Raw genomic sequence first — 26,757 nt, forward strand, 5'->3', positions numbered from 1 at the left:
ACATGACATGGGCATTGGACCACTTCTGATCAACTTCGGCGGGTCGACACCCGCCGTCGCCGGGCTACTCACGGTGATGGTCGTTTCGTTGGTACTCGATTACTACTACCGAGTCGCGCTTCGTTAGACGTTTCTGACGTTCTCGAACGCCGCCTGGACGAGTTCGCCGGTATCTCCGACGAGGTCCTCCCACGCCTCGTCGTCGGGTGCCATCCCGAGCAGTCGCGCGATCTTCATGATGGAGACGTGGTAGACGTGCTGTCGGCCGGGCGCTTCCTCCCAGACGACGACGTTACACGGCATCAGCGCGCCGATTTCGGGTGTCATCTCCATCGCGCGGTCGGCCATCTGCGGGTTGCACGCGCCGAGGACGTAGTACGGCTGGTGCTCGGAGCCGGTCTTCTCCTCGATGAGTTCCGAGGGCGAGAACTCGACGATGACGCCGAAGCCGGCGTCTTCGAAGGATTCTCGCACGTGTTCGATGGCCTCCTCGTGTTCCATCTCCAGCGTCGCACGTTCGCGGCCGATGTCGTCGTCGGACAACTCGTTGGGGTCGATAGTGAGCGTCATCAGTTATAGAATTGTGCGCAACGCACAAAAACGTACTCCTGCCGGGAAATTCGATGCCGAAACCCGGGTGATAAGGCCGTACTGTCATCTGACGGGCGGTCGAACCACTCCCGTATGAGCAGTGACGACGCCAATTCGGCGGCGGAGACGGAAGCGACTGAAACGAGGACGGTCGCAGAGACACTCGTCGCGTGTCTCGAACGTGAGGGCGTCGAACACGTCTTCGGGTTACCCGGCGAGGAGTTAGAGGACCTGCTGTTCGCGCTTCGAGACTCGGACGTGACGTTCGTCCCCGTCCGCCACGAACAGGGCGCAGCGTTCATGGCCGACGTGCACGGCCGCCTGACCGGCGACGCAGGCGTCTGTCTGGGGACGCTCGGGCCGGGCGCGACGAATCTCTTGACCGGAGTTGCCGACGCCCAACTCGACAAAGCGCCACTCGTCGCCCTCACCGGGCAGGGAAGCCTCGAACGCGTCCACAAGGAGAGCCATCAGATGCTCAACGTGCCGCACGTGTTCGAACCGGTCGTGAAGTGGAACACGACGATCAGCGACCCGCAAATCGTCGCGGAGTCGGTCCGCAAGGCGTTCAAACTGGCCGAAGCCGAAAAGCCCGGCGCGACCCACCTCGAAGTGCCCGAAGACGTGGCAGCCAGCGAGACGACTGTCGAGCCACTCCCGCAACGCGAACGGGTGCGACTGCCCGACCCAGACGACCGGTCGGTCGCACGCGCCGCCGTGGTTCTCGACGAAGCGAAGCGCCCGCTCGTGCTGGCCGGGAACGGAACGGTCCGAGCAGAGGCAGCGAACTCACTCCGGGAGTTCGTCGAGGCGACCGGGATGCCCGTCGTCGAGACCTACATGGGTAAGAGCGCCATCTCCGACGAAGACGAGCACTCGCTGTTGACGCTCAACTCCGGCGATGGTGCGACGGCCGACGCCGTGGCACGAGCGGACGCCATCCTCGCGGTCGGCTACGACATCGCGGAACACGACCCCGAATCCTGGAATCCCGAGAAGGACAAACACGTCCTCCACCTCGACTCCGAGCCAGCAGAGGTGTACGAGCACTACGACCCCGAAGTGGAAATCGTCGCCGATGTGGAGCGGGGACTCGATGCACTCGCCGAGGCGGCCCCCGACTGTGCCGGGGATAGCGACTGGTACGCCGACGCGCGGGAGGCCGCGATTTCGGCGGCAACGCGTCGACCCGACGCCGACGACTCGTTCTCGGTTCGGGGCACAGTTCCGCACCTGCGAGATGCGATGGCCGACGAGGACGTGCTCATCACGGACGTGGGCAGCCACAAGATGACGCTCTCGAAGTACTTCCCGACGGTCGAACCGAACACGTTCGTCGTCTCGAACGGGCTGGCCAGTATGGGTATCGCGGTGCCGGGCGCGGTGGCAGCCGACCTCGCCGTCCCGGCGAACGTCGTCGCGGCGACCGGCGACGGTGGCTTCCTGATGAACGGCGCGGAGCTAGAAACCGCGCGGCGGCTCGGTTGTGGCTTCACCGTCGTGCTGTTCTGCGACGACGACTACGGCCTCATCTCCGAGAAACAGACCGACCACCGCGGAGAGTCCTTCGGGACCTACATCGATAACCCGGACTTCGTGAAGTTGGGTGAGAGCTTTGGGTTGGAGACGTACAACCCGACCGACTGGAACGACCTCGCCGCGGCGCTGGACGAGGCTGTTCCGAGCGACGACCTCTCGCTGGTCGTCGTCGACATCCCACGAGACGCGTAAGGCACGCTCGTTGCCCTCGGTGTTCTCGTCTGACCGAGAGGCGGTCGACGCGATTCGACAACTCATTTACAGCGACCCGCCGAAGCACCACCAATGAGTCGAGCGAGCGCGGTCAAGAACGCGAAGCTGGCACTTGGAGTGGTCGTCGTGGTGTTCGCGGCCGCAGTGGTCGCCACGGTCGGATTGAACGTCACAGTTGGGTCGCTGTCTGCGGACCAAACGACCTTCCTCGCTATCGGTGGGGCCATCGCGCTCGTCGGGCTGGTGCAAGTCGTCTTCGCCGAGGCGTTCACTGTCTGGCTGTTCGCCCTGCTCGCGGGCGAGACCGACTACGACAGCGTCGAGGTCGACAGCGACGACGTGCGACAACGCCGGCTCGGCGGCTATCTGATGCTCGTCGGCGGGGCCGTGGCGATGGCGTTCGCCTTCCTCTGACTGATTGCCGACTGCTGTGACAGACTGCCGACTTCCGTCTCTTTATCCGCCTCGGTGACGGATTCTGCGGTATGAACGTCGTGACGCTGCTCCCCTCCGCGACGGAACTCGTCTACGCCCTCGGCGTGGAACCGGTCGGTGTGTCCCACGAGTGCGACTATCCACCCGACGCACTCGACAGGCCGGTCGTCGACTTCAGCCACGTCGACGCGAGCGCGGCGACCGCAGAAATCGGCCGCCAGGTCGAAGCTGCCCAGGCCGAGTTCGGCAGTGTCTACGGCATCGACGTGGAGACGCTCGACGACCTCGACCCAGACCTCGTGGTCACGCAGGGTGTCTGCGACGTGTGTGCGGTCGACGAGGTACTCGTCGAGGACGCGGTGGACGCCATCGACGCGAACCCGGAGGTTCTGACGACGGACCCGCACACGCTCGACGAGATTTACGACGACATCGAACGCCTCGGACAGGCACTTGGCCGCGATGCCGAGGCCGAGCAGTTGCTCGACTCGCTCCGCGAACGTGTCGAGGCCGTCGCCACGGAATCGAGGCAGTTCGAACAGCGTCACGTCGCCGTCCTCGACTGGACCGACCCGGTGATGATCGCGGGCCACTGGGTGCCCGGCCTCGCCCACCGCGCGAACTGCGAGTACGGCATGGCCGCACCCGGCGACCGCTCGCGCCCTCGCGAGTGGGACAACCTCTGTCGGTACGACCCGGACACGCTGGTCGTCGCGCCCTGTGGGTTCGACCTCGCCCAGATTCGGCGAAACCTCTCGGACCTGACCGAGCGCGACGGCTGGGACGACCTCACCGCGGTCCAGACCGGCGACGTGTGGGCCATCGACGGCGACCAGTTCTTCAACCGGCCCGGTCCGCGCGTCGTTGACTCGCTCGAACACCTCGCGGGCGTCGTCCACGATGGCATCGAGCGACCGCCAGCGGACGTGGCCGCGCCGATTTCGGACCTGTTAGAGGTCCGGTGAGGCCGATGCAGTTCGCCGACGACACGCGCGAGCGACTGCTCGAACTGGCCCGGGACGGGACACCGGACGAAATCTGTGGCGTCCTCGCTGGCCGCGAGTCACCCGAGAGAATCGTGACGAGCGTTCACCCCGTGACGAACGTCGCCGAGACGCCCGAAACCCGGTACGAACTCGACCCCGAAGAGACGCTACGGGTCATCGAGGCGGTAGAGGAATCGGGCGACGAAGTCGTCGGCTTCTATCACTCCCACCCCGCAGGACCGGACGGTCCGAGCGAGACGGACCACGAACTGGCGACGTGGCCCGAGAAAGTGTACTGTATCGTGTCGCTGGCGGCTGAGCCACAGGTCGGCTGCTGGCTGTGGACCGGTGAGTCGTTCGAACCGCTCGCGGAGTAGTGACGCATCTCGTTCCGTGGCAGACTGCGCTCAGGCGGTCCGCAACTCCACGTCGCCATTGCCGGTGTGAGCGTCGATACGGGGTCCGTCACTTCCGTTGAGCGACCCTTCGACGAGTCGTTCTTCGTCGTGAGTCGTGACCAGCGACAGGTCCCGGTACGTGACCGCGCCGTTGCCAGTTTCGGCGCGAACCGTCCCGTCGAGATCTGCGCCGACTCGAACTGTCACGTCGCCGTTGCCGGACCGAATCGTCGCGTCACCGGGCAGCGACCGAATCTCCACGTCGACGTCGCCGTTTCCCGTCTCGGCCGCCACGATGCCGCCCAGTCCACTCGCGAACAAGTCGCCGTTGGCCGAGCGCAGTGTCACGTGGCCGTCGACGTTCCGGGTGACGACCGCACCGTTCTCCGTCTCGGCCACGAGGTCGCCCGCGACCTCCTCGACCGTCACGTCGCCGTTGCCGGAGCGGACCGTCTGTACCGTGACGCCCTCGGGCACGTCGATGTCGAGGTCGACGGAGAGGTCGAAGAAGCCGCCAGCGATTTCGGCGACGACGCTGTTCTCGCTCCCAGTCACCACGTCGAACGTGAGCCGGTCGAGTTCGCGCTTCGGGCCGTTCGTCTGCATGCTGTAGCTCACGTTCAGCTTGTCACTGTAGCCACGTCTGACCGTCACGTCACCATTGTCGGTCCCGACGACGAGCGTCCCGCCGTCGACCGTGTACGTCTGCCCGCGTGAGACGGTGTACGTCGACAGACCGGTGCAGCCGGCGAGTCCGACGAGCCCAGCCGTCGCCCCGCCGACGAGGAAGTCTCTCCGCGAGAGTGCTTGCATGCGACGTATTCGGCAGCTGCGGACTTAATCTCGTACTGTTCCGTGTGAACGTTCAGCAGAGCCACTGTTACAACGGCAGCTATCGAAGCGACGACTATGACACGCCGAGCGGCTATCGTGGACCTCGACGGGACGGTCTGGCGCGGGAAGGAACTGATTCCGGGCGCGGACGAGGGGCTCGCAGCGATTCACGACGCGGGCCTCACCGTCGAGTTCGTCACGAACAGCACGAGTGTCGACCGGGCCGCGTTTCCGGACACGCTCGAATCGCTCGGGATTCCACGCGACGCCGGCGCGATTACGTCCTCCGCGTCGGCCACCGCAGCCTACCTCACCACGCACCACCCCGAAGCGGCCGTGTACGTCCTCGGCGACGACGTGTTACAGCAGGAGGTACGCGACGCCGGCCTCACCATCGTCGACGGCGAAGCCGACGTGGTCGTCGCGGGCAAGGCGCGCGACATCAGTCACGAACTGCTGACCGAGACACTCCGTGCCTTCCACAAGGGGACACTGTTCCTCGCGACGAACACCGACCGAACCTACCCGACCGAGACTGGTCTCGAACCCGGTGCCGGCGCGACCATCGGAGCCATCGAGGGGATGACCGGCCGCGACCCGCTCGTCGTCGGCAAACCCTCGGAACACATGGCCGACGCTGTGTGCGAGCGCCTCGGCGTCACCCCCGCCGAGTGTCTCGTCGTCGGCGACAACCTCCACACAGACATCCTGATGGGCGAACGCGCCGGCATGGAGACCGTACTCGTGCTGACCGGCGCGACGACCCGCGAGGAAGTCGTCGGCAGCGACATCGAACCCGACCACGTCGTCGACTCACTCGGCGATATCGCGTCGATTCTGTAGGTAGAGAAACCACGGGACAGTCTTCACGAACACTCTGGCGCGCGCTGGTGAACGTGTCGAGCGATGGCGAGTCGACACAGTCGACTCGATGCGAACGGGGGGCAGAGCGACCCGTGAGCAAGCGAGACCGTGAGCAGAAATCGCGCGAGGGATGACGAGGGAGCCGAAGGCGAGCGAGGAATCGGTTGGGGAGGTAGTGGCTGCGGTCATGTTCCGTCGTGATTCGTGAACTGCGCGGTAGCGAATCCAGTGGTACCGAGAACGACTCCACGGAAAGCGACGAGTGCTGAGCCGACACCCGATGAACGTCTCCTATTCGATAGCGCACGTTTCAGCGTACTCGACTTCGTGCACCGACGAGATAGACGCCTCGTCGCCACACACCGGACACTCGGGATTCTGGCGAACCGGCACCTGCTCGAAGCTCATGTCCATCGCGTCGTACAGCATGAGTCGTTCGTCTAGCAGGTCGCCGACACCCAGAATCTGCTTCATGGCTTCGGTCGCCATGATGCAGCCGACGGTGCCCGGCAACACGCCCAACACACCCGTCGTCGCGCAGTCGGCGACGGTGCCCGGTTCGGGCGCTTCGGGGAAGACGCAGCGGTAGCAGGGTGCGCCGGGTTCGTACGTCGTCGCCTGTCCCTCGAACTTATAGATGGCCCCGTGGACGAACGGCGTCTCGGCGAGGACGCAGGCGTCGTTCACGAGGTAGCGCGTGGCGAAGTTGTCGCTGCCGTCGACGACGAGGTCGTACTCGGCGACGAGTTCCTCCACGTTCTCGGGTGTGACGCGCTCTTCGATAGCGTCGACGGTCACGTCGGGGTTCAACTCGCGGACGAACCGGGCAGCGCTCTCGGCTTTCGGTTCGCCCACGTCGGCATCGCGGTGGATGACCTGGCGCTGGAGGTTCGAGCGTTCGACCACGTCGTCGTCGGCGATGCCGAGGCGGCCGACGCCGACCGCGGCGAGGTACTCGACGACGGGCGAGCCGAGGCCGCCAGCGCCGACGCAGAGGACCGAGGCGTCGAGCAGGCGCTTTTGGCCCTCGGGCCCGACCTCCTCCATGATGATGTGCCGGGAGTAGCGGTCGAGCTGTGTCGGGTCGAGCGAGAGGTCGGTCATAGTTCTTCGTTCGGCCGCGGGTGGAAAAACTCTCCCGCTCGCCACCTCTCCCGCTCGTCCGGTCTCCACCCGCGTGCAGGCTGTCGCACGTAAACCCTTGGTTGGGAGACAAGGGGTGTCATACCACAATGGTTTAGTACGTGCTGTGCTTTACCATGACATATGGCGTCCGCACCCCAACGCGGTGACGACGTGTTCGACCAGTTCTTAGCAGACCGCGGTCACGAGACAGAGTCGGTAGGGTGGGACCGAAACTATAACAAACTGCAGTGTCCGGAGTGTATGTCACTCCACGAAGAGACAGCAGACACCTGCACAGTCTGCGACTGGACCCCGAACTGACCGGGGAACCCTGGCCCTCGCTGGGCCGGACTCGTTTCTGTCGATACCGACGCCGAGCCCTCGGCTCGGGTCGGCCGAAGTGTGGCGATACCAGTCAGTCAGGAGCCAGATATATTTTCGAAGTGAGAGACCCTGAATCGGCCAGTAACCGGTGTCGTCCTTTGGTGTGCAAGGCGACCGTGTATCTAGTTATCAAATGTATGGGAACCGGCAATCCGGTCAGTTTGGGGGAAACGTTAATAAATATAATTCCATCAGGATAGGGTGGAGATTCAAATGCCGGAATGCCAGAACTGCGGTTCTTTCGTTACCGACGCCTACGCACGAGTGTTCACACCACGAGGCATCACGGATCCCCGTGTCTGTCCCAACTGCAAGGACAAAATCCGCGACGGCAGTGAGGTACGCGAAGCCCGGTCTCCGCGGAACAACTGAGTATCGTCTACTGACTATATCCTTCTTCCTTCGATTTCGTGCTGTATGGCACCTGTACCCCGTCTAGACGCCGTCGAAGTGAACCCACGGTTCTTATACGTGTCCACCCCCAGTATGCGTACAATGACTGACGCCGAGACGAAAGTAACCCGACTCTTCGGTGGTCCCGGGAGCGGGAAGACGACAGCACTCCTCGACAAGGTCGAGGAGATTCTGGAGGAGAACGACGTGGAGTTCCGCGACATCCTCGTCGTCTCGTACACCCGTGCGGCGGCACAGGAGGTTCGGGAACGCCTCGCCGAGCGTCTCGACATCAACCCACGCTCGCTGCAGGGCAACGTCTGTACGATGCACGCGAAAGCGTACGACCTGCTGAACCTCTCTCGCGCCGACGTGGTCGGCGAATCCGACAAGGAGGAGTTCTGTGAGGAGTTCGGTATCGAGTACGAGGACGAGTACGGCGGCGCAGGCCGCCGGACGGCCCGGTCGACGACCATCGGGAACAAGATCATCGCGACCTCGCAGTGGCTTCAGCGGACCAACCGCGACGTGGCCGACTGGTACGACGTCCCGTTCCAGTGGAATCAAGAAGAGGTCCGCCTCCCCCCGGACATCGACCCGAACGCACAGGAAGGGAACAAGTACACGCCGACGTGGCCCGCCTCAGACGACCGCATCGACGTGCCCGAGGCCATCCGTGGCTGGCGGAAGTACAAGGGTGACAACGGCAAAATCGGCTTCGCGGACATGCTCGAACGCGTCAAGCAGCGCTCGCTGCTCCCGAGCGTCGACTACCTCGTCATCGACGAGTTCCAGGACATCACGACGCTCCAGCACGACGTGTACGAGGAGTGGCGGCCCCACATGAAGGGCGTCCTCATCGCCGGTGACGACGACCAGGTTGTCTACGCGTGGCAGGGTGCAGACCCCGCACTCCTGCTCGACGCCGCCCCGGACGAGGACATCATCCTGCCGAACTCCTACCGGCTCCCCTCGCGCATCCTGAACGTGGTGAACCGCGAGATTCGCCACATCGACGTGCGACAGGACAAAGACCTCAAACCGCGCAAGGAAGGCGGTGTGGTCGAAGCGGTCCAGAACCCGTCGATGCTCGACCTCGTGCGCAACGTGCGCCGGACGGTCCAGAACGACGACGGCACGATCATGATTCTGTTCCGTGCCCGCTACCAGATGTTCCAGTTCGTCGACGAGTTCATCACCGAGGGCATCCCGTTCAAGGCCCTCACCGACCAGCGCATGTGGACCGACCGCCTCGACGACTACATCACGGCGGTCGAACTGATGGACGAGGGCGAGAACATCAACGGCCTGCAGGCACGCCGCCTCGCGGACATGCTGCAGGAATCCGCCTTCGGCACCAACGAGCGTGACGAACTGTTCGACGCCATCGACGAGGCACAGGAGGAAGCCGGCATCGACGACCTGACGGAACTCTCCATCGAACCCGACCTCGTCACGAACTACGCGCCGTTCATGCCCGGCCCGGCTTCGGCGTCGGACATGGTCCGGAAGGTCACCTCCTTCCAGCGCAAGTCGATGAAGGCGTACTTCGCGACGGGCGAGTACCGCGGGCTCGACCGCGATACGGTCCGTATCGGTACCATCCACTCCGCCAAGGGTCGTGAGGCCGACCACGTCTTCATGGGCACCGACCTGACCGAGAAGGTCGTCGAGCAGATGGTCGCCACCGTGGACGACGAGGACGTGCCGGAGGGCGTGGAGTTCACGAAGACCACCTCGCCGGTTCCGGTCCTCACCGACAACGAGCGCCGTGTGTTCTACGTCGGGATGTCCCGTGCCCGCGAACGACTCGTCCTCATGGAGAACCTCGTCGACGGTGCGCCGACGCTCACCATCGACGTGCTCATCAACAACGAGCCGACCGGGGCCGACATCGAGGAACTCACCGAACTCGCGAAAGAGCCGCTCGAAGCCGAGCAGGCTGCCGACTGACCTACATGGCACTTTCTACCGATTTCGCGCCCGTCCAGCAGGAGCTACAGGACCGTGATGCCTGCGCGTTCGTCCACGTCGGCACCGAGGTCGACCCGACACTGCGATACCTCGGCCGGACCGGCGGCGTGCCGGGAGAACTCGCGGTCGTCGTGACCGAAGAGCAGAGCCTGTTGCTGGCACCCGATGCGCCCGACGCCGCGACCGAGACGTTCCCCGGCGACCAGGTGCTGCCGGCCGGGAGCAACATTCCGACTGGCAAGCGCGTGGCGACGGTGCTGGACGACCTCGGCCTATCGGGGACCGTCCTCTCGCCACAGCACGTCCCGCACGACGCCGCGCTCTACCTCGAACAGGCCGGCTTCGACGTGGCGTCGAGTGGCGTCGTCGCGGAGGCTCGGCAGGTGAAGACCGACCCGGAACGACTCCGACAGACGACGGTCCAATCTGCTGCCTGTGCGGGGATGCGCCGCATCGCCGCGGTCCTCGACGAGGCACACGAACACGAAGACGGTGCACCACTGCACTGGGAAGACGCCCCTCTCACCGCACTGCGACTCCGCCGCGAGGCGAATGCCGCGATGGCGAAACAGGGCGTCCACCCGGGTTCGACGGCCATCGGCATCGGGACGAACCCGACGACGCCGCGTTCGTCCGGTGCGGTCTGGGCGGGCGAGACCGTCGTCGTCGACCTCGCGCCCCACGGGCCGGACGGCTACCACGGCCGACTCGCACGGACCTTCGTCGTCGACGGGGACGGCGGCTGGACCCGCCGGGCCCAGCTCGCAGTCGAAGGGGCACTGGACGCCGCACTCGCCGAACTCGGCCCGGGCGAGACGGCCGACCTCGTGGCGACCGAACTCGAAGCCGAGGTGGCGGCGTATGGCTTCGACTCGAAGCGTGTCGCAGGCTACGGTGTCGGGCTCGCACCGCGCGAACCGCCGGCACTGACCGACGTTGACTCGCTCGAAGCGGGGACGGTGCTGGCGCTCGACGCGAGTGTCTCGGACCCGGAAGAAGGCACGGTCAGACTGGCCGACCTCGTCGAAGTCACCGACGAGGGTGCGAAACTGCTGGGTGCGTTCCCACGCTCACTCGTCCCCTGAGCGGGGAGAGGCGGTCTCGCCGTCGTCACCCTCGTCTGGCTCTTTGACGACGGCGGAGACGACCCCACTGGTGGCCTTGCCGGTGATGTCGAACGGGCTGTCGATGTACTTCTCGACGAGAATCATCAAGACGCCGATGACGACGAGCGCTGCGCCCCACGTGGTCTCGCCGCGGAGGAAGAACATGTCGAGGCCCGCGATGATGGCGGGAAGGGCGAACGCGAGGACCGCCAACAGCTGTACCGATTCGATGATGCTCCGTCCCATTGCCCCCTCGTTGGCGGAGGGACAGTAAAAACCGCTCGGACGTGTCGCACTCGGAGGACGGCAACGTTTTGCCCCGGGGTCACCGATTCCGGAACATGTTCACTGGCATCGTCGAGGAGACGGGCGAAGTAGTCGACGTGACCGACACCGACGACGGCCGACGCCTGCGTATCGCGGGCGATACGGTCCTCTCGGACGTGACACACGGCGCGAGCATCGCCGTCAGCGGCGTCTGTCTCACGGTCGAGTCGTTCGACGCGGAGTCGTTCACCGTCTTCCTCGCCAGCGAGACGGTCGAAAAGACGTACCTCGGGACGGTCGTCGCGGGCGACCTCGTGAATCTGGAGCGAGCGATGCCCGGCGACGGTCGCTTCGACGGCCACCTCGTACAGGGCCACGTCGACACGACGGCCGAGGTATTGGCAGTCGAAGAGGTGGGCGAGGACTGGTGGTTCACGTTCGACCTGCCCGAGGGCTACGGCCAGTACGTCGTCGAGAAGGGTTCGGTGACGCTCGACGGCATCAGTCTCACCGTGGCTGAACGCGGCGACGGGCAGTTCTCGGTCGCCATCATCCCGACCACGTACGACCTGACGAACCTCTCGGACAAGGAACCGGGTGACGAGGTCCACCTCGAAGTAGACGTGGTCGCGAAGTACGTCGAAAACATGCTGGACGGCTACACCGACCGACTGGCCTGAACCGGTCACCGAGAACGCGAATTTTCCGACTCAGAAGCGCGGCGGGCGGTCGAACTCGGTGAGTTCCGACGCGGTGTCTCGTTCCTCTCTGGCACCGACCTCGTAGAACGCCTTCCGGTAGTTCCGAATCTTCCGGTAGAGGAACAGCCCGATGACGCTGTCGTAGACGACGACGTAGGCGAAGAACGCACCGAGGCTGCCGACTTCCAGCCCGACGGCCGCGAGTTGGTTGGCGAGCAGTCCGGGGACGAAACTCACCGTCATGTTGTACGTCGCGTGGAACAGCGCGGCGAGGAGGAGTCCCTTGACGACGATGGGACCGAAGTAGTCGCGGTTGAACTTCGCCAGCCCGAGGTAGAAGCCGGCGACGGCGGAGTAGATGACGTGACCCGGCCCGGCGAAGGCACGGACCGCCGCGATGTTCGACCCCGCGTCGAGTAGCTGGAGGCCCTGTGCCCCGTCGATGTTGCTCGTAATGTACACCGCGTTCTCGATGGTCGCGAAGCCGAGACCGGCGACCGCGCCGTACACCGCACCGTCGATGACCGCGTCGAACTGCGGGCGGTTGTACGGGTACATCCGGACGGCGAGCCACTTCACGAACTCTTCACCCGGCGCGACGATGAAGAAGAAGTAGAGGAACGCCCCGAGCAGCGTCCCGGTCGGCAGCCCGACGAACCGGAAGGCGGACCCCATCACCGTGTTGACGACGCTCGCGAACGTGGCGAACAGGATGGCGAGCAAGAACGTGCCGACGAGGAGGACCAGCGGCTCCTGAGACGTCACGTCGTTGCGGTAGATGTAGATGGCGAGTGCCCCGGCCGGGACGACCGAGAGGAAGACGAACGCCCCGACGACTGGCTGTGCGAGTGCGGTCAAGACTGCTAAGCCGAACAGCAACAGGGCGAGGAGTGCAGCGAGGAGGAGCACGATGACTCTGGCGGCCGGTCGTAACCCGTCGTAGACAGAGACCGCGAATCCGTCCAGTTTCGACCGTGGCTCCCACGTCGCAATCTCGTACAGGTCCCTCGCCCGGTCCGCTGCGTGCTCGACCGGGTCACGGCGTGGACTCATTGCCAACGCCTACGGCTAACCGCCCCCTAACGCTTCCCCCTCACGAGAACCTAGAATATGACCTTAAATTCTTAGTATGACATTAAGCCACAGTATCCGTATAAGGGCGAAGTTTATCAGTGGCGAACCGCCTGACTGGGATAATGACAGAGAATAGCAGCCGTCGAATGTTTTACCCGGCACTTCCGACACCGGAGGACGGACGACGAAAACCGGTACCGACACTTTCGAACGAATCCACAGACGCAGAGACGACCACGACCCCTGAACCGACGATGACTACCCCGCAACCGTCCACTTCTACCTCGACCCCCAAGCCGACGAGTGCTGGCTGGGGCGACTCCCTGGCTGACGACTGATTCCGAGTACGAACTCGTGACGCTGTCGAATCGATAAAGTCCCTGCCCACAGTAGCGCCCGGTATGCACTTCGACCAGCGGACGCAAGCGGCGCTGCGGGCCGTCGGCCTGTCGACCGACGACCTGCAGACCGCGTCTGCCGACGTGGCCGAGCGGACAGCGGCCGACGCCGACGCCTTGATGGAATTCTTCGAGACGAACGACGTGGTGTACTCGGACATGGACATGGCCCACAGCGCCAACGAGTTCCCCGAACACACCGTCGAGTACTGCGACATCACGACCCACGCCGCCGAGATGCGGGGCTGGCTCCGCTTCGACACGTGGGGCGTGTTCGTCGAGGACGGCCGAACACTGGACGACGGGACGGTCGAGTTGACGCTCGGACCGAGTGTCCACGACCGCGTGCGGTTCGCACCCACGCGCGACAAGCTATGAAGGCTCGTGTCCGTGGCATCTACACCACGGCACTGACGCAGTTGTTGCTCGACGACGGGCACGAGGTCGTGCAGGCGTCGCCGCCCATCCGCCGCCGGTTCGACGACCACGACGCAGATTTGAGCGCGCGGCCGGCCGACGTGGATGTGGCCACGACGGACGACCGACAGGGCGTGGGCCTCAGCGGCGACCACGAGGCGGTCGAAACCGTCCGCGACGTCTGTACCGGGGTCGGTATCGATTCCTTCGCGTGGGACGACCCCGCACCCCGCGGTGCCGTGTTCGACGGTGTGGTGACGCAAACGCTCGGCAGCGGCGCGGTCGTCGACCTCGGCGACTCCGAAGGCTTCCTCCCGTTCAACGAGTACGACGGCTACGTCGACGCGGGCGACGTGGTCCGGGTGCAGGTCCACGAACCGACCGCCCCGTGGGACTCCGACCGTGCTGGGCTGTCGGGGACGATGGTCGTCCACGACGGCCTGGTCGAACTCTCTCGCGGGCGCGACGGTGTCTCCGCGAACGTCCGCGGCGAACGTGCGACGGAACTCGTCCGGACGACGGACATCCTGCCACAAGAGGTCCCAGACGGCTGGGGCGTGCGCTGGCAGCGCGCCGCAGCAGACGCGCCGATGGCGGCCCTCGGTGATGCACTGGCGGTCGTGGCCGAGCGCGCCGACGAACTCGACGCGACGCTGGCCGACGCGGGCGGCGACCCAGACGACGCACCTGCGACGCTTGTCGAACCCGAGGCGACCGCGTGGGTCTGGTTCGGCCGCGAGTGCCGGTTCGGACTCGACGAGGTCCGCCGGGCAGTCGAGGCGACGATGCCCGGCCACCACCGCATCAAGGCGGCCCACCGCGCGGCGAGTACCGCAGTCGACTTCGTGGAGGCGGTCTGTCCGGACGCCGACGGCGAGTTCCCGTTTCAGGCAGTCTCCGAGCAGTTCGGACCGATGGGCGGCGACCGTATCGCCATCTCTCACGGGAAGCCGGAAGGCCGACTCATCGTCCTCGGCCGCGGCGACGTGGTCGACTACGACCCGGCGGGACAGGTCACGGTCGAACGGCAGATGTCCGGCGGCGGGACCTACGACGCCCTCGGCGTCGAGCGCGAAGACGGCGACACCGCGGTCACGAAACTCAAAGAGGGGCGCTGGTGGTACCCGACGGTGTACCGCGATTCCGACGGCGAGCGAAAGGGAACCTACGTGAACATCTGTACGCCGGTCGAACTGTTCCCCGACGCGGCACGCTACGTCGACCTGCACGTGGACGTGGTGAAACACGTCGACGGGACGGTCGAACGCGTCGACGACGACGAACTGGACGAGGCCGTTGCTGCTGGCCACGTCTCGGAACCGCTGGCCGAGAAAGCGCGAAGCGTCGCGGCGGCTGTCGAGCGCGCACTGGAGTAAGCGACCGGACCGGAACGAGACGAGAAGCAGAACGGAAAACGGTCAGAACGGCAGTTTCTTTCGTAGTTCCTCGACGATGGACGGGTCGTCGGCGAGGTCGTCCGGGTCGGGGACGACGTGGTCTGCTGGCTTGATGACGGTCCGCGAGTCGGTCTGTTCGACGACGATGAGGTCGTCCGATTTCAGCTCTGACAGTGCCGATTCGAGGTCGTCGATGTCTGCGTCGACGGTCGAGCGCAACTCGAAGACGGTCATCCCGTCGTCAGCACGGTCGACGAGGGCGTCGAGCACCGACACGTCGATGTCGTTGCGCTCCCGATACTCCCGCTTTGCCTTCATCGTCTACACCTTCGGGCGGGCAGGATTTCACCCTTGCCCCTGTTCGACACACGAGCGACGTGTCGGCCGAGCACCAGGCCAAAGATACCGCGGCAAAGCCTTTTACGGGAGGGAAGGGTAGGCCGGTACAATGGGTCTCAGGTGTTCGCTCCTCGGTCACGACTGGAGCGAGACGGAAATCGAGGACGAGCGGGACGAGCAGGGCAACGAGGTCGTCATGACGGTCAGGGAGTTCGAAGTGTGTGCGCGGTGTGACTCGCGGAATCTCCTCAGCGAGAACACGGAAGTCACCACGATGGAGCGCAGTTCGCGGAGGGCCGAGCCAGTCGTCGACGAGGCTGAACCGGACGCCTCGGACGACGGCGCGGACGATGCGACCGAAGCGGACGCGACGGACGACGAAGAGACGACGCCGAGTATCGACCCCGAGAGTGAGGTCACCGACGCCGAAACGACCGATGAAGAAGCCGGGGTGACCGCAGACGACGAGGACGGTGCCGAAGCCGACTCGGAGGCCGACGACCCCCTCCCGACGCACGACGCGGTCATCATCGACGGGGACGACGAACCAGCAGCCGACGAGGAACCGGCAAACGCGCCCGAGTCTGGGGTCGACGACGATGGGCTGGCTGCGACGGCCGACAGCGACGACGCCGAAGCCGTCACCGAAACCACGGCCGACGCCGACGCCGGCCTCGACGAGCCGACCGACCCACACGCAGACCCGGCGACCGACGACGGTGTGATTCTCGCAGACGAGGACCCGACGCCCGAGGACGACGGCGACGACCGCGCACACGGCGAGTGGCCGGCACACGAGGACGACCCGCGCGAGACGACCGAAAGCGAGGCCCGAGCGTGGCCGGCACACGACGACACTGCAGACGACGGGTTCGACGCGCAGATGCCCGGCGAGGACGGTGACGGCGACGACGCCGAGTACGTCGAACCTGACCCTGATTCCGGCCACGACGCAGAGTTCATCGACAACGCGACGGCGCGTGCATCCGGCCAGCAGCGCGACGACCGGTCGGCCGAGTTCGGAGACAGCTCGCCGACCGGCATCGCCTCGGCCGGTGAGGCCACGGCACCGACCAGCGGGCGGACCACGAGGGCCGACGCAGAACTCGTCTGTCCCTCCTGTGGGAACACGGAACACCGGTCTCGGACCTCGCTCCGGGCGGGCGACATCTGCCCCGACTGCAAGCGGGGCTACCTCTCCGAGTCCGGCCAGTGACGAAACAGGTAAACACCCACCTGCCCATGTCCATTCCATGAAGGAGTACAAGATGCGCCGCGGCGAGTACCTCGAAGAACGCATCCCGGACCTCAAAGGAACCATCGAGGAGTATTTCGGCCCGGTGACAGAGACTGAGGACTTCAAAGGCAGCGACCTCTACGTCATCGGCGAGCCGAAGAACCCCGTCTTCGAGCGTATCGTCATCGGGGCTGTCGCGTACTCCGGCAAGAAGGACAAGCTCGCCGTCGACTTCGTCGAACGAGACCCGACCGAACTCGGTCCCGACGAACTCGAAGCCGCTGGCGACGCCGTCTCCGCGAAGAACGAGTTCCTGCTGGAGGCGACCGGCCGCGACGCGAAGGCACGCCGTGACTCGCTCAAACGCTCCGTCGAAGACGACGACGACCACGACGTCAACGCCTGAAACCCCCGAGCTTTTCGGTTTCGCCGACTGTTCGCGCAGCCCTCCCGACCGAAGACACTTTCTTGTGCGAGTAGCTCAATCGTATCCGTATCAGTCACACGTATCATGAGTGGGTATCCGGGGGTTCTCTACGTTCGCACTGACCGCCGCGAGCCACTGCTCCCGGCACACGCCGACGTCTCGGTCCACGAGGCGACGAGTTACGCGGAGTCGACACGACTCCTCTCGACCGTACACGTCGACTGTATCGTCTGTCACCACGAGTTCGACGATGAAGGCGGCGTCGCGCTCTTGCGGCAGTTACACACCACTCACCCGCACGTCCCGAGCCTCCTCGTCAGTGAGGGGCCATCGGACGAACTCGCGGCCGCCGTCGCCGACGGCGCGGCGACCGAGTACCTCCCACTCGGGATTTGGGAGGAACCACAGGCACGACTAACCGAGCGAGTCACGGCGCTCACGGCGGCACGCGACCCGCAGAACGCCGACGAACGAACTCTGAGCGGGTTGTTGGCGACGGCCCGTGAGTTGATGACGACACGTTCGCCCGAGGACATCGCGGCGGTGGTCACCGACGCGGCCTGTCGCGTGCTCGACTTCGACGACGCCACGGTCTGGCTGGCCGACGACGACAGCGGTAGCGAGCGGCTGCGACTCGCCGCGGGCGACGGCGAATCCCACTACGCGCTCGGCGAAGCCGCCGTCGGCGGTGTGTACGAGATGGGAGAGCCAACCGTCCGCACGGACGACGACGGGTCGACGCTGTACTTTCCGCTCGGTGACCACGGTGTCCTCGCCATCGCGGCCGACTGCGTCGGTGCCATCGACGACGCCGACGTGCAACTCGCTGAGATACTCGCCGCGAACGCCTCGGCCGCGTTCGGCCGGGCCGCCCGTGAGCAGGCGCTCGAACTCTACCAGACCGTCGTCGACAACGTGAGCGAGATGGTGTACGTCTTAGACGCCGAGGCCAGACTCGTCCTCGTCAGCGAACAGATCAGCGACGCGGCGGGCTACGACCGCGAAGAACTGCTCGGCTCGCACGTCTCCGAGTTCTTCACCGAAGACGGAATCGCGCGTGGGTCGGAACTCATCGTCGATATGTTGGCCGAAGACGACCCCGGCAACCGGGTGTATCGCACCGAGGGTATCCGCGCCGACGGTGAACGCATCCCTGTCGAAATCGAACTCTCGTTGCTCCCGACCGACGATGGCGAGTACCGCGGGACCATCGGGGCGATTCGCGACATCTCCGACCTCGTCCGGACCGAGGAACGACTCGAACACGAACGCGACCGCTTTCGCTCGCTGTTTCGCCACATCCCCGATCCGGTCGTCGACTCACGCTTCGAGGGCGGTGAACCCGTCATCGAGGCGGTCAACCCGGCGTTCGAACGCGTGTTCGGCCACGACGAGCGCGAGGTCGCCGGCCGCAGCGTGAACGACGTACTCGTCCCGGCGGACGACGAAGCGAACGGCCGACGACTCGACCAGCAGACCCACCGCGCCGACGAGGAAGCGTCGGCCGAGGTCGTCCGCGAGACCGCCGACGGCGACCGATACTTCCTGTTCCGGGGTATCCCGTACCGCGCCGGCGACCCCGCGAGTCACGCCTTCGGCATCTACACCGACATCACCGACCAGCGCGAGCGCGAACAGCACTTGCAGGTGCTCCACCGCGTCCTCAGGCACAACCTGCGGACCGACATGGGCGTCGTCATGGGATATCTCGGCCAACTCGACGAGGCGCTGGGCGACCTCTCGGAGTACGAGCGCGGGCTCATCGAGCGCGTCGTCGGCCGCGCCGAGGACGCCGCCCGGTTGGCGGACAAGGTCTACCAGCTAGAGCAGGTCGTCCAGCGTGACTCCGAGTTCACCATGGAGCCGACCGACGTGGCCGACCGCGTCGAGTCGCTGGTCGGGCGACTGCGCGAAGGAATCGACGAAGCGACCATCCGCGTCGAGACCGACCAAGACTGTCTGGCCTACGCGGACGAACGCCTCGACCTCGCCGTCGAAAACTTGGTCGAGAACAGCGTCGAACACGCCGAGTCGGCCAGTCCGACCGTCGAGGTGAGCGTCGAACGAACCGACGACCACGTCGTGGTCCGTGTCGCCGACGACGGGCCGGGAATTCCCGAACACGAACGCGCGTTCCTCACCGGCGAGCGCGACGTGTCCCGGGTCGAACACGGCGACGGCCTCGGGCTGTGGGTGGTCAACTGGGTCGCCCGGTCGCTCGGCGGTGAGGTGGCCTGTGGTGACCAAGCAGTCGGGAGTGAAGTCGTCCTGCGACTGCGAGCGGTTGGCGAAGACTGACTGCGCGTCTCGACAGTCCGCTCAGTTCCCTTCGAGCGCGTCGATGGCGATGCCCGCGATGACGAGTGCTTCTTTGGGTGCCGAGCCACTGTCCGTAATCTCGACTTCGTACTGGTCCCGCAGCGAGAACTGTCCCTTGATGGTGCCCATCGACTTTCCGTCGGGCGATTCGATAGTATACTCGTGGGGCAGGAAGCCCATGAGAGGAACGTGGTGGCGGGCGGCTTCGAGAAGTGCACCCTGTCCCTCGATGTTCGCGAGAACGCGGCCGTCCGGCGCTCGGACCTTCCAACTGTGCTGGAAGAAGGTGAAGTTCTTGTCGAGGACGGCGACCTCCTCACCGGTCTGGGCGTCGGTGATGGTGTAGTCGCCTGCGACGTCGAACACGCCGCCGGCTTTGATGGTGAACACCGGTTCGCCGTCGGGTGTCTTGAACGGGAACTCCTCTTTCAGTTTGAAGCGCTTCTTCTTCGCTTTGAGCTGTGCGTTCCCCTGCTGGTCGTACACCGTGTACCGACTCCGGATGAGCTTCTGTTTGATCGTGTATCGGTCACCACTGAGGTCGAGTCCTGACACCACACTCATGGCCCCCAGTTGCCTGGCTATTTTATTTAAACATTCCTGCTATCGAGACGAAAACGACGCCGTCGACCGCGGGCCACCGTGACACCGCATCCGCAACCGACACGCTAAGGGCAATCCATCCCTTGCCTTCAGCCGAATGAGCAAGGAGTACATCGAGGTCAAGGGGGCAGAGGAGCACAACCTGAAAGACCTCGACGTGCGCATCCCACGAGAGCAGTTCAACGTGGTGACGGGCCTCTCGGGGTCGGGGAAGTCGTCGCTCGCGTTCGAGACAATCTACGCGGAGGGCCAGCGTCGCTACATCGAGTCGCTCTCCGCTTACGCCCGGAACTTCCTGGGCCAGATGGACAAGCCGCAAGTCGAGACGGTCGAAGGGCTGTCGCCCGCCATCTCCATCGACCAGAAGAACGCGGCGAACAACCCCCGGTCGACGGTCGGGACGGTCACGGAACTCCACGACTACCTCCGCCTGCTCTATGCCAGAGTTGGCACACAGTACGACCCTATCACGGGCGAGGAGGTCGGCGAGCAGAGCGCACAGGACATGGTGCGCCAGATTATGCGCCTGCCCGAGGGCACGAAGGCGATGCTGACCGCGCCGGTCGTGCGCGACCAGAAAGGTGCGTTCGAGGACCTGTTCGACGAACTCGTCGCCGAGGGGTACTCCCGCGCCGAGGTCGACGGCGAACTGTTCGACCTCACGATGGAGAAACCGGACTTAGACGAGAACTACGACCACACCGTCGACGTGGTGGTCGACCGGGTGAAGATTTCAGAAGAGAGCCGCCCGCGTATCACCGACAGCGTCGAGACGGCGCTGGACGAGGCCGAGGGCGCGCTCAAACTCATCGTGCCGAACCCGCCGAAAGACGCCGAACTGGGCTCGAACTCGCGTTCGACCGGCTCGCTCGCTGGCGAGGGCGACGACCGACTCGTCGTCGAGTTCTCGACCGACCTCGGCAATCCTAACAGCGACTTCCAGTTCTCCGAAATCGAGACGCGGTCGTTCTCGTTCAACAGCCCGCACGGGGCCTGTCCGGAGTGTGACGGCCTCGGCTCCGCGAAGGAGGTCTCGGAAGACCTCGTCGTGGTGGACACCTCGAAACCGCTGAAAGACGTGTTCGAACCGTGGGGCTACAACCGCACGTACTACAGCCGCCAGATAGACAACGTCGCCGAGCACTTCGGCGTCAGCGTCGAGACGCCGTTCGAGGAACTGGACGAGGAGATACAGGACGCGTTCCTCTACGGGACGAGCGAAGACGTCCACTTCGAGTGGCACACGAAGAACGGCGTCCGCCGGAAGGACGAACCGTTCGAGGGCGTCATCGAAAACCTCGAACGTCGCTACGTCGAGACCGACAGCGACCGGGCGCGAGAACACATCGAGGACTACATGGCCGTCACGACCTGCCCGGTGTGTGACGGGACACGCCTGAAAGAGCAGAGTCGCCACGTCCTCGTCGGCGACACCGCCATCACCGAGGTCAACCGGATGAGCATCGGCGACGCCCTCGCGCACTTCGAGGGGCTGGAGGCGAAGCTGAACGAGCGTGAGACAAAAATCGCCGAGGAGATTCTGAAGGAGATTCGTGCCCGTCTCGGCTTCATGACCGAGGTCGGTCTCGACTACCTGACCCTCGACCGCGAAGCCTCGACGCTCTCCGGCGGCGAGAGCCAGCGGATTCGTCTCGCCACGCAGATTGGCAGTGGTCTCGTCGGCGTGCTCTACGTGCTGGACGAACCGAGCATCGGCCTGCACCAGCGCGACAACGACCGGCTACTCAACACGCTTTGTGAACTCAGAGACATCGGCAACACCCTCCTCGTGGTCGAACACGACGAGGAGACGATGCGCCGGGCGGACAACGTCGTCGACATGGGCCCCGGCCCGGGCAAGCGCGGCGGCGAAGTCGTCGCACAGGGCGACTTCGACGACATCGTCGACTGCGACGAGAGCGTCACCGGCGACTACCTCTCCGGCCGCAAGCAGATTCCGGTGCCGGACACTCGCCGCGACCACGACAGCTATCTCACCATCGAGGGTGCCCGCCAGCACAACTTGAAGAACCTCGACGTGCCGCTCCCGATGGGCTGTTTCACAGCCATCACGGGCGTTTCCGGCTCTGGCAAATCGACCTTGATGCACGACGTGTTGTACAAGGGACTGGCCCGCCGGATGAACAACAACACGTCCGTGAATCCCGGCGAACACGACGATATCGACGGTATCGACGACATCGAGACGGTCCGCCTCATCGACCAGTCGCCCATCGGCCGCACGCCGCGGTCGAACCCGGCCACGTACACCGGCGTCTTCGACTACATCCGCGAACTGTTCGCCCAGACGAAGCTGTCGAAACAGCGTGGCTACGAGAAGGGTCGCTTCTCGTTCAACGTCAAGGGCGGTCGTTGTGAGGAGTGTGGCGGGCAGGGGACCGTCAAAATCGAGATGAACTTCCTCTCGGACGTGTACGTCCCCTGTGAAGCCTGCGAAGGGGCTCGGTACAACGACGCCACACTCGACGTGACGTACAAGGACGCGACCATCTCGGACGTGCTCGACATGAGCGTCGAGGAAGCGTACGAGTTCTTCGAGTCCTCTTCGCGCATCCGCCGGAAGCTGAAACTGCTCAAAGACGTGGGACTGGACTACATGACGCTCGGCCAGCCGTCGACGACCCTCTCCGGCGGCGAGGCCCAGCGCGTCAAACTCGCCGAGGAACTCGGCAAGCGCGACACCGGCAACACGCTGTACCTGCTGGACGAACCGACAACCGGCCTGCACTCGGCCGACGAGAAGAAACTCATCGACGTGCTCCACCGACTGGTCGACAACGACAACACGGTCGTCGTCATCGAACACGAACTCGACCTCGTGAAGAACGCCGACCACGTCGTCGACCTCGGCCCTGAAGGTGGCGAGAAAGGCGGTCAACTCGTGGCCGCGGGCACGCCCGAAGAAGTCGCGGAGAACGACGACTCCCACACCGGGCGCTACCTGCGCGACCTGCTTCCCGGCGTGGACATCGAAGGCCCACGCGGCCAGCGCGTCGAACCCGAGACGCGGGAGATGGCGACGCCGACGGACGACTAGGTTCGTCTCCCAACCGACCACAGCCCGAAGTTTTTCGATCACCCGATCCCTCGCCTGCGGTATGTCTCGCTGGCGACGGGTGGTTAGAGGAGAATTGCGGCGGTATCAGGAACAGACTGGCTCTCCCGTCCTTTCTCGACAGGAGTTTCTCGAACAGGCGCTGCCCGTCTTCGAGCAGGCGTTCCCGAACAACAACACGCCCGGACAGAAGTTCAGCCAGATTATGCAACAGCTTCGAGACAGCGATGAAGTCTCGTTCGAGGACTACGCGGGGACGTACCGAATCGTCGACCTCGCCGAAGACGACGAATCGGGTGAAGTCGAGGTGACGCCACAGTATCAGGCCAGTCAATATCAGCAGTCTTCGTACCGAGGCACGGAATACGAGACGACGACCACGACCCGGTCGATGCCCCGGGCCTTCCGAACTGAAACGCTGGGGCACTACCGAACGACTGGGGTTCTCTCCGGCGTCGACGTTCCTGCACTGCTCGACGTGGCCCACATCCTGCCGTGGAGCGAGTTCGAAGCCGACCAACTGAACCCACGAAACGTCATGCTCCTCTCGAAGACCCACCACGCCGCCTTCGACGCCGACCTGTTCACCCTCGACACCGACCTCCGTGTTCGCGTCGCGCCCGACTTCGAGACCGACAGCGACCTGCTCCGACGAACGCTCCTCGACCGAGACGGCGAGCGCGTCCCGTGGCCAGCGACCGCCCCCGACGTGACGCCGTTCCTCGACCGGCACAACCAGCAACTCGACTGGGACGTACCTGCCTGAACTGACCCGAATCTTCTTCAGCGATTCCGCGGCCAAGACTCGCATGCGTTGACGAGTCGTCACGCGACGGCCAGCAGGTGTCCGACACACCGTCGCGTGTGCAGTCGTGTCGGCTGTTCGCCCCCACCGGGACGTAGTGTTTTGGCAACACGCAGCATACAGTCGCGTATGCAGTTCGTCGCACTGAACGACACCCTCCTGACGGTCGACGACGACGCAGTGACCGACCGATTCACCGGCCACGACTTCGAGTGCGTCGCCGCCGACGAGCGGCGCGTCTTCGCCGGAACGTTCTCAGATGGGCTCTGGTGCAGCACTGACGACGGGGCGTCGTGGAACCGAATCGGAACTGGCCTACCCGACAGTGTCACGACAGTCGCCCTCGACCCACACGACGCCGACGGCGTCTGGCTCGGCACCGAGCCGAGTCGCGTGTTCTACTCGGCCGACGGCGGCGACTCGTGGACCGAGAAAGACGGGCTCACCGACCTCCCGTCGGCCGACTCGTGGTCGTTCCCACCGCGACCACACACGCACCACGTCCGCTGGTTGGAACCCGACCCGCACCGCGAGGGACACCTCTACGTCGGCATCGAAGCCGGCGCGCTCGTCGTCACGGACGACGCGGGGGAGACGTGGAGAGAGCGTCCCACCGGCAGTCGCTTCGACAACCACCAGTTGACCACGCATCCGGACGCCATCGGCCGGGTGTACAGTGCCGCCGGTGACGGCTACGCCGAGAGCGAGGACAGCGGCCGGACGTGGCACCACCCGCAGGATGGACTTGACCACCGGTACTGCTGGAGCGTCGCCGTCGACGCGGCAGACCCCGACTACCGACTGGTGTCGGCCGCCAGCGGCGCGTACAAGGCCCATCCGGACGAGGGCGCGGAGAGCTACGTCTATCGGAAGCAGGGCACTGACCCGTGGGAAGTCGCGATGGACGGCCTCCCGGAGCCCGAGGGCTTCCGGCGGCCGGTCCTCGCTGCGGACGACGAACCGGAGACCTTCCTCGCGGCGGCCGACGACGGCCTCTACCGGACGACCGACGGCGCGCGGTCGTGGACTCGTGTCGTGGCGTGGGACGAGGCCGGGCCGGTCCGTGGACTGGCGACGCGCTGAGTCGCGACTGCGAACGAACGAGGAAGGTATTTACGCCGCTCCCTCCTGCCGTCGGACATGTACGACTTCGTCGTGGTCGGCGCTGGTCCCGCCGGCTCACGCTTCGCTCGTCGAGCCAGCGAGGCGGGCTACGACGTGCTGGCGCTCGAACAGGGCCGTGTCGGCGAACCGCTCGCCTGCTCGGGGCACGTGAGTACGGACATCTGGGACTACACGGGCGATGGAGCGCGTGACGAACTCCTCCAGAACGAGGTGTACGGCGCTCGCTTCCACGTCGGCGGGCCGCACAGCGATTCGCACGAGTTCTACAAGCAGGAGGCCGTCTCGAACGTCATCGACCGTGTCGGACTGGACAGACACTTGGCCGACCTCGCACGCGAGGCGGGTGCAGACCTGCGCGACCAGCACACGGTCACACAGGTCGACGAGCAGCGCGACTCCGTCACGGTGACGGCGCGCGGTCCCGATGGCGTCGAGACCCACGAGGCGAAGATGGTCGTCGGCGCTGACGGTCCGCGCTCGCGGGTTCGACGCGAACTCAGCCTCCCCGAACCGGGCGAACTCCTCCACGGTGTCCTCGGCTTCAGTGACGAACCGGACGACCAGGACTTCGTGGACGTGCACCTCACCGCGCCGCGCTTTTTCGCCTGGCGCATTCCGCGGGCCGAGTCCGGTGTGGAGTACGGACTGGCGACCCCGCCGGGCACGGCCGTGAACGAACTGTTCGACGAACTCGTCGCGGGCTACGACGTGGACATCGTGAAGCGCTGTTCCGGCCTCATCCCCATCGGCCCGCCCGGTGTCGTCTCGTCGCGGCGTGGCTTCCTCGTCGGCGACGCCGCCAGCCAGACGAAACCCTTCACCGGCGGCGGCATCCTGTACGGGATGACCTGTGCCGACCACGCAGTTCGAACCGTCGACCCCGACGACCCGCGGACGCTGGTCGACTACGAAGACGCGTGGCGCGACGACCTGGAGACGGAGATTCGCCTCGGCCACTGGCTTCGTCGGGCATACTCGCTGCCAGAGCCGGTACAGACGCTCGGGCTGTCCTCGCTCTCGGGCGAAATCGGCGTCCACATGGACCGACCGACCTCGCTCTTTTCGACGGACCAGCTGAAGGCGTTCCTGAAGTAATCGGTCAGGAAGTTCGATAGTCGGTCGCCCGTGTCGGCGAGGGTGAAACCGGCTTCACAGAAGACTTTTGTCGAAATTAGGGGACGTGGTTTCCATGCCCGGTGCTGCCTTCCTCCGCGGAGACCGTGTCGAGTTGCGAACCGTCGAACACGAGGACGTTGCGTTCCTCCAGCGTGCCCGTAACGACCCGGCCATCAGACAGGGACTCCTGTTCACGACACCGAAGAATCGCGACGTGGTCGAATCGTTCGTCGACGAGGTCGTCGGGGACGACGACAACGGCAGTCAAAACTTCCTCGTCTGTCGCCCCAACGACCCGGACGAACCGATGGGCGGAGCCGCGCTGTTCGACGTGGGCCGCGACCACGGGACACTCGCGTACTGGCTCGCACCCGAGTACCACGGCGAAGGCTACGCGAGCGAGGCCGTCTCACTCGTCCTCGACCACTCGTTCGGGACGCTTGGCCTGCACCACGTCGTCGCGTGGACTATCGAGGGGAACGACGCGTCACAGCGATTGCTCGGTCGACTCGGCTTCGAACAGGAAGGGAGGTACAGAGGACACATCTGGTGGAACGGTGACTACCGCGACACGGTCCACTTCGGACTGCTGCGCGACGAGTGGTTGTAGGCGG

27 protein-coding genes are annotated in these 26,757 nt (G+C 65.1%); 20 read left to right on the top strand and 7 right to left on the bottom strand.

Features of this window, described 5'->3' with window-relative positions; translation table 11 throughout:
• Nucleotides 1–123: 123 nt before the first annotated feature.
• Nucleotides 124–570 carry a DUF302 domain-containing protein gene (locus ACSC1P_RS16605; RefSeq protein ID WP_435361312.1) on the bottom strand — a complete coding sequence of 149 codons (447 nt, stop codon included), beginning with the start codon at nucleotides 568–570 and terminating at the stop codon, nucleotides 124–126.
• 114 nt (nucleotides 571–684) lie between these two features.
• Here ACSC1P_RS16605 and ACSC1P_RS16610 point away from each other — a divergent pair, with 114 nt between their 5' ends.
• The 4 genes from ACSC1P_RS16610 (at nucleotide 685) to ACSC1P_RS16625 (ending at nucleotide 4,141) form a co-directional block, all read left to right on the top strand.
• Nucleotides 685–2,322 (top strand): acetolactate synthase large subunit, encoded by a 1,638-nt coding sequence (locus ACSC1P_RS16610; RefSeq protein ID WP_435361313.1) that lies wholly within the window; start codon nucleotides 685–687, stop codon nucleotides 2,320–2,322.
• A gap of 93 nt (nucleotides 2,323–2,415) precedes the next feature.
• Nucleotides 2,416–2,757, top strand: a complete 342-nt coding sequence (locus ACSC1P_RS16615; protein ID WP_435361314.1) for a hypothetical protein — start codon at nucleotides 2,416–2,418, stop codon at nucleotides 2,755–2,757.
• A gap of 71 nt (nucleotides 2,758–2,828) precedes the next feature.
• Complete coding sequence (locus tag ACSC1P_RS16620) at nucleotides 2,829–3,743, top strand: cobalamin-binding protein (protein WP_435361315.1); 915 nt, start codon at nucleotides 2,829–2,831, stop codon at nucleotides 3,741–3,743.
• Nucleotides 3,744–3,748: 5 nt separating this feature from the next.
• Complete coding sequence (locus tag ACSC1P_RS16625; protein ID WP_435361316.1) at nucleotides 3,749–4,141, top strand: desampylase; 393 nt, start codon at nucleotides 3,749–3,751, stop codon at nucleotides 4,139–4,141.
• Between the two features lie 30 nt (nucleotides 4,142–4,171).
• Here the strand turns inward: ACSC1P_RS16625 and ACSC1P_RS16630 are convergent, their stop codons facing one another.
• Nucleotides 4,172–4,975: a DUF4097 family beta strand repeat-containing protein gene (locus ACSC1P_RS16630; RefSeq protein ID WP_435361317.1), complete on the bottom strand. Its 804-nt coding sequence runs from the start codon at nucleotides 4,973–4,975 to the stop codon at nucleotides 4,172–4,174.
• Between the two features lie 96 nt (nucleotides 4,976–5,071).
• Here ACSC1P_RS16630 and ACSC1P_RS16635 point away from each other — a divergent pair, with 96 nt between their 5' ends.
• A complete protein-coding gene (locus ACSC1P_RS16635) occupies nucleotides 5,072–5,839 on the top strand; it encodes an HAD-IIA family hydrolase (RefSeq protein WP_435361318.1) in 768 nt (255 codons plus the stop codon).
• 312 nt (nucleotides 5,840–6,151) lie between these two features.
• On the opposite strand, the gene ubaA is transcribed toward ACSC1P_RS16635, so the two are convergent.
• Nucleotides 6,152–6,964 (bottom strand): SAMP-activating enzyme E1, encoded by an 813-nt coding sequence (gene ubaA / locus ACSC1P_RS16640; RefSeq protein ID WP_435361319.1) that lies wholly within the window; start codon nucleotides 6,962–6,964, stop codon nucleotides 6,152–6,154.
• A 162-nt stretch (nucleotides 6,965–7,126) separates the two neighbouring features.
• On the opposite strand from ubaA, the gene ACSC1P_RS16645 reads away from it, so the two are divergent.
• The 4 genes from ACSC1P_RS16645 (at nucleotide 7,127) to ACSC1P_RS16660 (ending at nucleotide 10,821) form a co-directional block, all read left to right on the top strand.
• Nucleotides 7,127–7,306, top strand: coding sequence for an HVO_0416 family zinc finger protein (locus ACSC1P_RS16645; RefSeq protein ID WP_435361320.1), 180 nt, complete (start codon nucleotides 7,127–7,129; stop codon nucleotides 7,304–7,306).
• A 276-nt stretch (nucleotides 7,307–7,582) separates the two neighbouring features.
• Complete coding sequence (locus tag ACSC1P_RS16650; protein ID WP_435361321.1) at nucleotides 7,583–7,741, top strand: DUF7563 family protein; 159 nt, start codon at nucleotides 7,583–7,585, stop codon at nucleotides 7,739–7,741.
• Nucleotides 7,742–7,864: 123 nt separating this feature from the next.
• On the top strand, nucleotides 7,865–9,715 hold the full coding sequence (locus tag ACSC1P_RS16655; protein ID WP_435361322.1) for a UvrD-helicase domain-containing protein: 1,851 nt from the start codon (nucleotides 7,865–7,867) through the stop codon (nucleotides 9,713–9,715).
• Nucleotides 9,716–9,720: 5 nt separating this feature from the next.
• Nucleotides 9,721–10,821 (top strand): M24 family metallopeptidase, encoded by a 1,101-nt coding sequence (locus ACSC1P_RS16660; RefSeq protein ID WP_435361323.1) that lies wholly within the window; start codon nucleotides 9,721–9,723, stop codon nucleotides 10,819–10,821.
• Here the strand turns inward: ACSC1P_RS16660 and ACSC1P_RS16665 are convergent.
• Complete coding sequence (locus tag ACSC1P_RS16665) at nucleotides 10,807–11,088, bottom strand: DUF7533 family protein (protein WP_435361324.1); 282 nt, start codon at nucleotides 11,086–11,088, stop codon at nucleotides 10,807–10,809. The two genes, ACSC1P_RS16660 and ACSC1P_RS16665, sit on opposite strands and share 15 nt — an antisense overlap.
• A gap of 95 nt (nucleotides 11,089–11,183) precedes the next feature.
• Here ACSC1P_RS16665 and ACSC1P_RS16670 point away from each other — a divergent pair, with 95 nt between their 5' ends.
• On the top strand, nucleotides 11,184–11,789 hold the full coding sequence (locus tag ACSC1P_RS16670; protein WP_435361325.1) for a riboflavin synthase: 606 nt from the start codon (nucleotides 11,184–11,186) through the stop codon (nucleotides 11,787–11,789).
• 30 nt (nucleotides 11,790–11,819) lie between these two features.
• On the opposite strand, the gene ACSC1P_RS16675 is transcribed toward ACSC1P_RS16670, so the two are convergent.
• Nucleotides 11,820–12,863 carry a PrsW family intramembrane metalloprotease gene (locus tag ACSC1P_RS16675; protein WP_435361326.1) on the bottom strand — a complete coding sequence of 348 codons (1,044 nt, stop codon included), beginning with the start codon at nucleotides 12,861–12,863 and terminating at the stop codon, nucleotides 11,820–11,822.
• Between the two features lie 422 nt (nucleotides 12,864–13,285).
• Here ACSC1P_RS16675 and ACSC1P_RS16680 point away from each other — a divergent pair, with 422 nt between their 5' ends.
• Together ACSC1P_RS16680 and ACSC1P_RS16685 are read left to right on the top strand one after the other, a co-directional pair.
• Nucleotides 13,286–13,660, top strand: a complete 375-nt coding sequence (locus ACSC1P_RS16680) for a DUF7532 family protein (protein WP_435361327.1) — start codon at nucleotides 13,286–13,288, stop codon at nucleotides 13,658–13,660.
• Nucleotides 13,657–15,075, top strand: a complete 1,419-nt coding sequence (locus tag ACSC1P_RS16685) for a ribonuclease FAU-1 family protein (protein ID WP_435361328.1) — start codon at nucleotides 13,657–13,659, stop codon at nucleotides 15,073–15,075. The genes ACSC1P_RS16680 and ACSC1P_RS16685 overlap by 4 nt, the downstream gene beginning before the upstream one ends.
• Before the next feature lie 42 nt (nucleotides 15,076–15,117).
• Here ACSC1P_RS16685 and ACSC1P_RS16690 read toward each other — a convergent pair whose 3' ends face one another.
• Nucleotides 15,118–15,414 carry a DUF6432 family protein gene (locus ACSC1P_RS16690; RefSeq protein WP_435361329.1) on the bottom strand — a complete coding sequence of 99 codons (297 nt, stop codon included), beginning with the start codon at nucleotides 15,412–15,414 and terminating at the stop codon, nucleotides 15,118–15,120.
• A 130-nt stretch (nucleotides 15,415–15,544) separates the two neighbouring features.
• On the opposite strand from ACSC1P_RS16690, the gene ACSC1P_RS16695 reads away from it, so the two are divergent.
• The 3 genes from ACSC1P_RS16695 to ACSC1P_RS16705 all read left to right on the top strand — a co-directional run bounded on the left by ACSC1P_RS16695 (nucleotide 15,545) and on the right by ACSC1P_RS16705 (nucleotide 19,397).
• Nucleotides 15,545–16,651 (top strand): DUF7093 family protein, encoded by a 1,107-nt coding sequence (locus ACSC1P_RS16695; RefSeq protein WP_435361330.1) that lies wholly within the window; start codon nucleotides 15,545–15,547, stop codon nucleotides 16,649–16,651.
• Nucleotides 16,652–16,688: 37 nt separating this feature from the next.
• Nucleotides 16,689–17,078 (top strand): DUF5611 family protein, encoded by a 390-nt coding sequence (locus ACSC1P_RS16700; RefSeq protein WP_435361331.1) that lies wholly within the window; start codon nucleotides 16,689–16,691, stop codon nucleotides 17,076–17,078.
• A 105-nt stretch (nucleotides 17,079–17,183) separates the two neighbouring features.
• Nucleotides 17,184–19,397, top strand: a complete 2,214-nt coding sequence (locus ACSC1P_RS16705; protein ID WP_435361332.1) for a sensor histidine kinase — start codon at nucleotides 17,184–17,186, stop codon at nucleotides 19,395–19,397.
• A gap of 21 nt (nucleotides 19,398–19,418) precedes the next feature.
• Here ACSC1P_RS16705 and ACSC1P_RS16710 read toward each other — a convergent pair whose 3' ends face one another.
• Complete coding sequence (locus ACSC1P_RS16710; RefSeq protein WP_435361333.1) at nucleotides 19,419–19,982, bottom strand: LURP-one-related/scramblase family protein; 564 nt, start codon at nucleotides 19,980–19,982, stop codon at nucleotides 19,419–19,421.
• A 136-nt stretch (nucleotides 19,983–20,118) separates the two neighbouring features.
• On the opposite strand from ACSC1P_RS16710, the gene uvrA reads away from it, so the two are divergent.
• From uvrA to ACSC1P_RS16735, 5 genes are all read left to right on the top strand, one after another.
• Nucleotides 20,119–23,079, top strand: coding sequence for an excinuclease ABC subunit UvrA (uvrA, locus tag ACSC1P_RS16715; RefSeq protein ID WP_435361334.1), 2,961 nt, complete (start codon nucleotides 20,119–20,121; stop codon nucleotides 23,077–23,079).
• Between the two features lie 61 nt (nucleotides 23,080–23,140).
• Entirely contained in the window at nucleotides 23,141–23,863 is a 723-nt protein-coding gene (locus ACSC1P_RS16720; RefSeq protein ID WP_435361335.1) for an HNH endonuclease, read from the top strand.
• 168 nt (nucleotides 23,864–24,031) lie between these two features.
• Nucleotides 24,032–24,985 (top strand): beta propeller repeat protein, encoded by a 954-nt coding sequence (locus ACSC1P_RS16725; RefSeq protein WP_435361336.1) that lies wholly within the window; start codon nucleotides 24,032–24,034, stop codon nucleotides 24,983–24,985.
• Between the two features lie 57 nt (nucleotides 24,986–25,042).
• Entirely contained in the window at nucleotides 25,043–26,122 is a 1,080-nt protein-coding gene (locus ACSC1P_RS16730; RefSeq protein ID WP_435361337.1) for a geranylgeranyl reductase family protein, read from the top strand.
• A gap of 94 nt (nucleotides 26,123–26,216) precedes the next feature.
• Nucleotides 26,217–26,753, top strand: coding sequence for a GNAT family N-acetyltransferase (locus tag ACSC1P_RS16735; protein WP_435361338.1), 537 nt, complete (start codon nucleotides 26,217–26,219; stop codon nucleotides 26,751–26,753).
• The last annotated feature ends 4 nt before the right edge of the window (nucleotides 26,754–26,757 follow it).

Source organism: Haloarchaeobius caseinilyticus (genome assembly GCF_051207395.1).
In the GTDB taxonomy this organism is placed as follows: Archaea; Halobacteriota; Halobacteria; order Halobacteriales; family Natrialbaceae; genus Haloarchaeobius.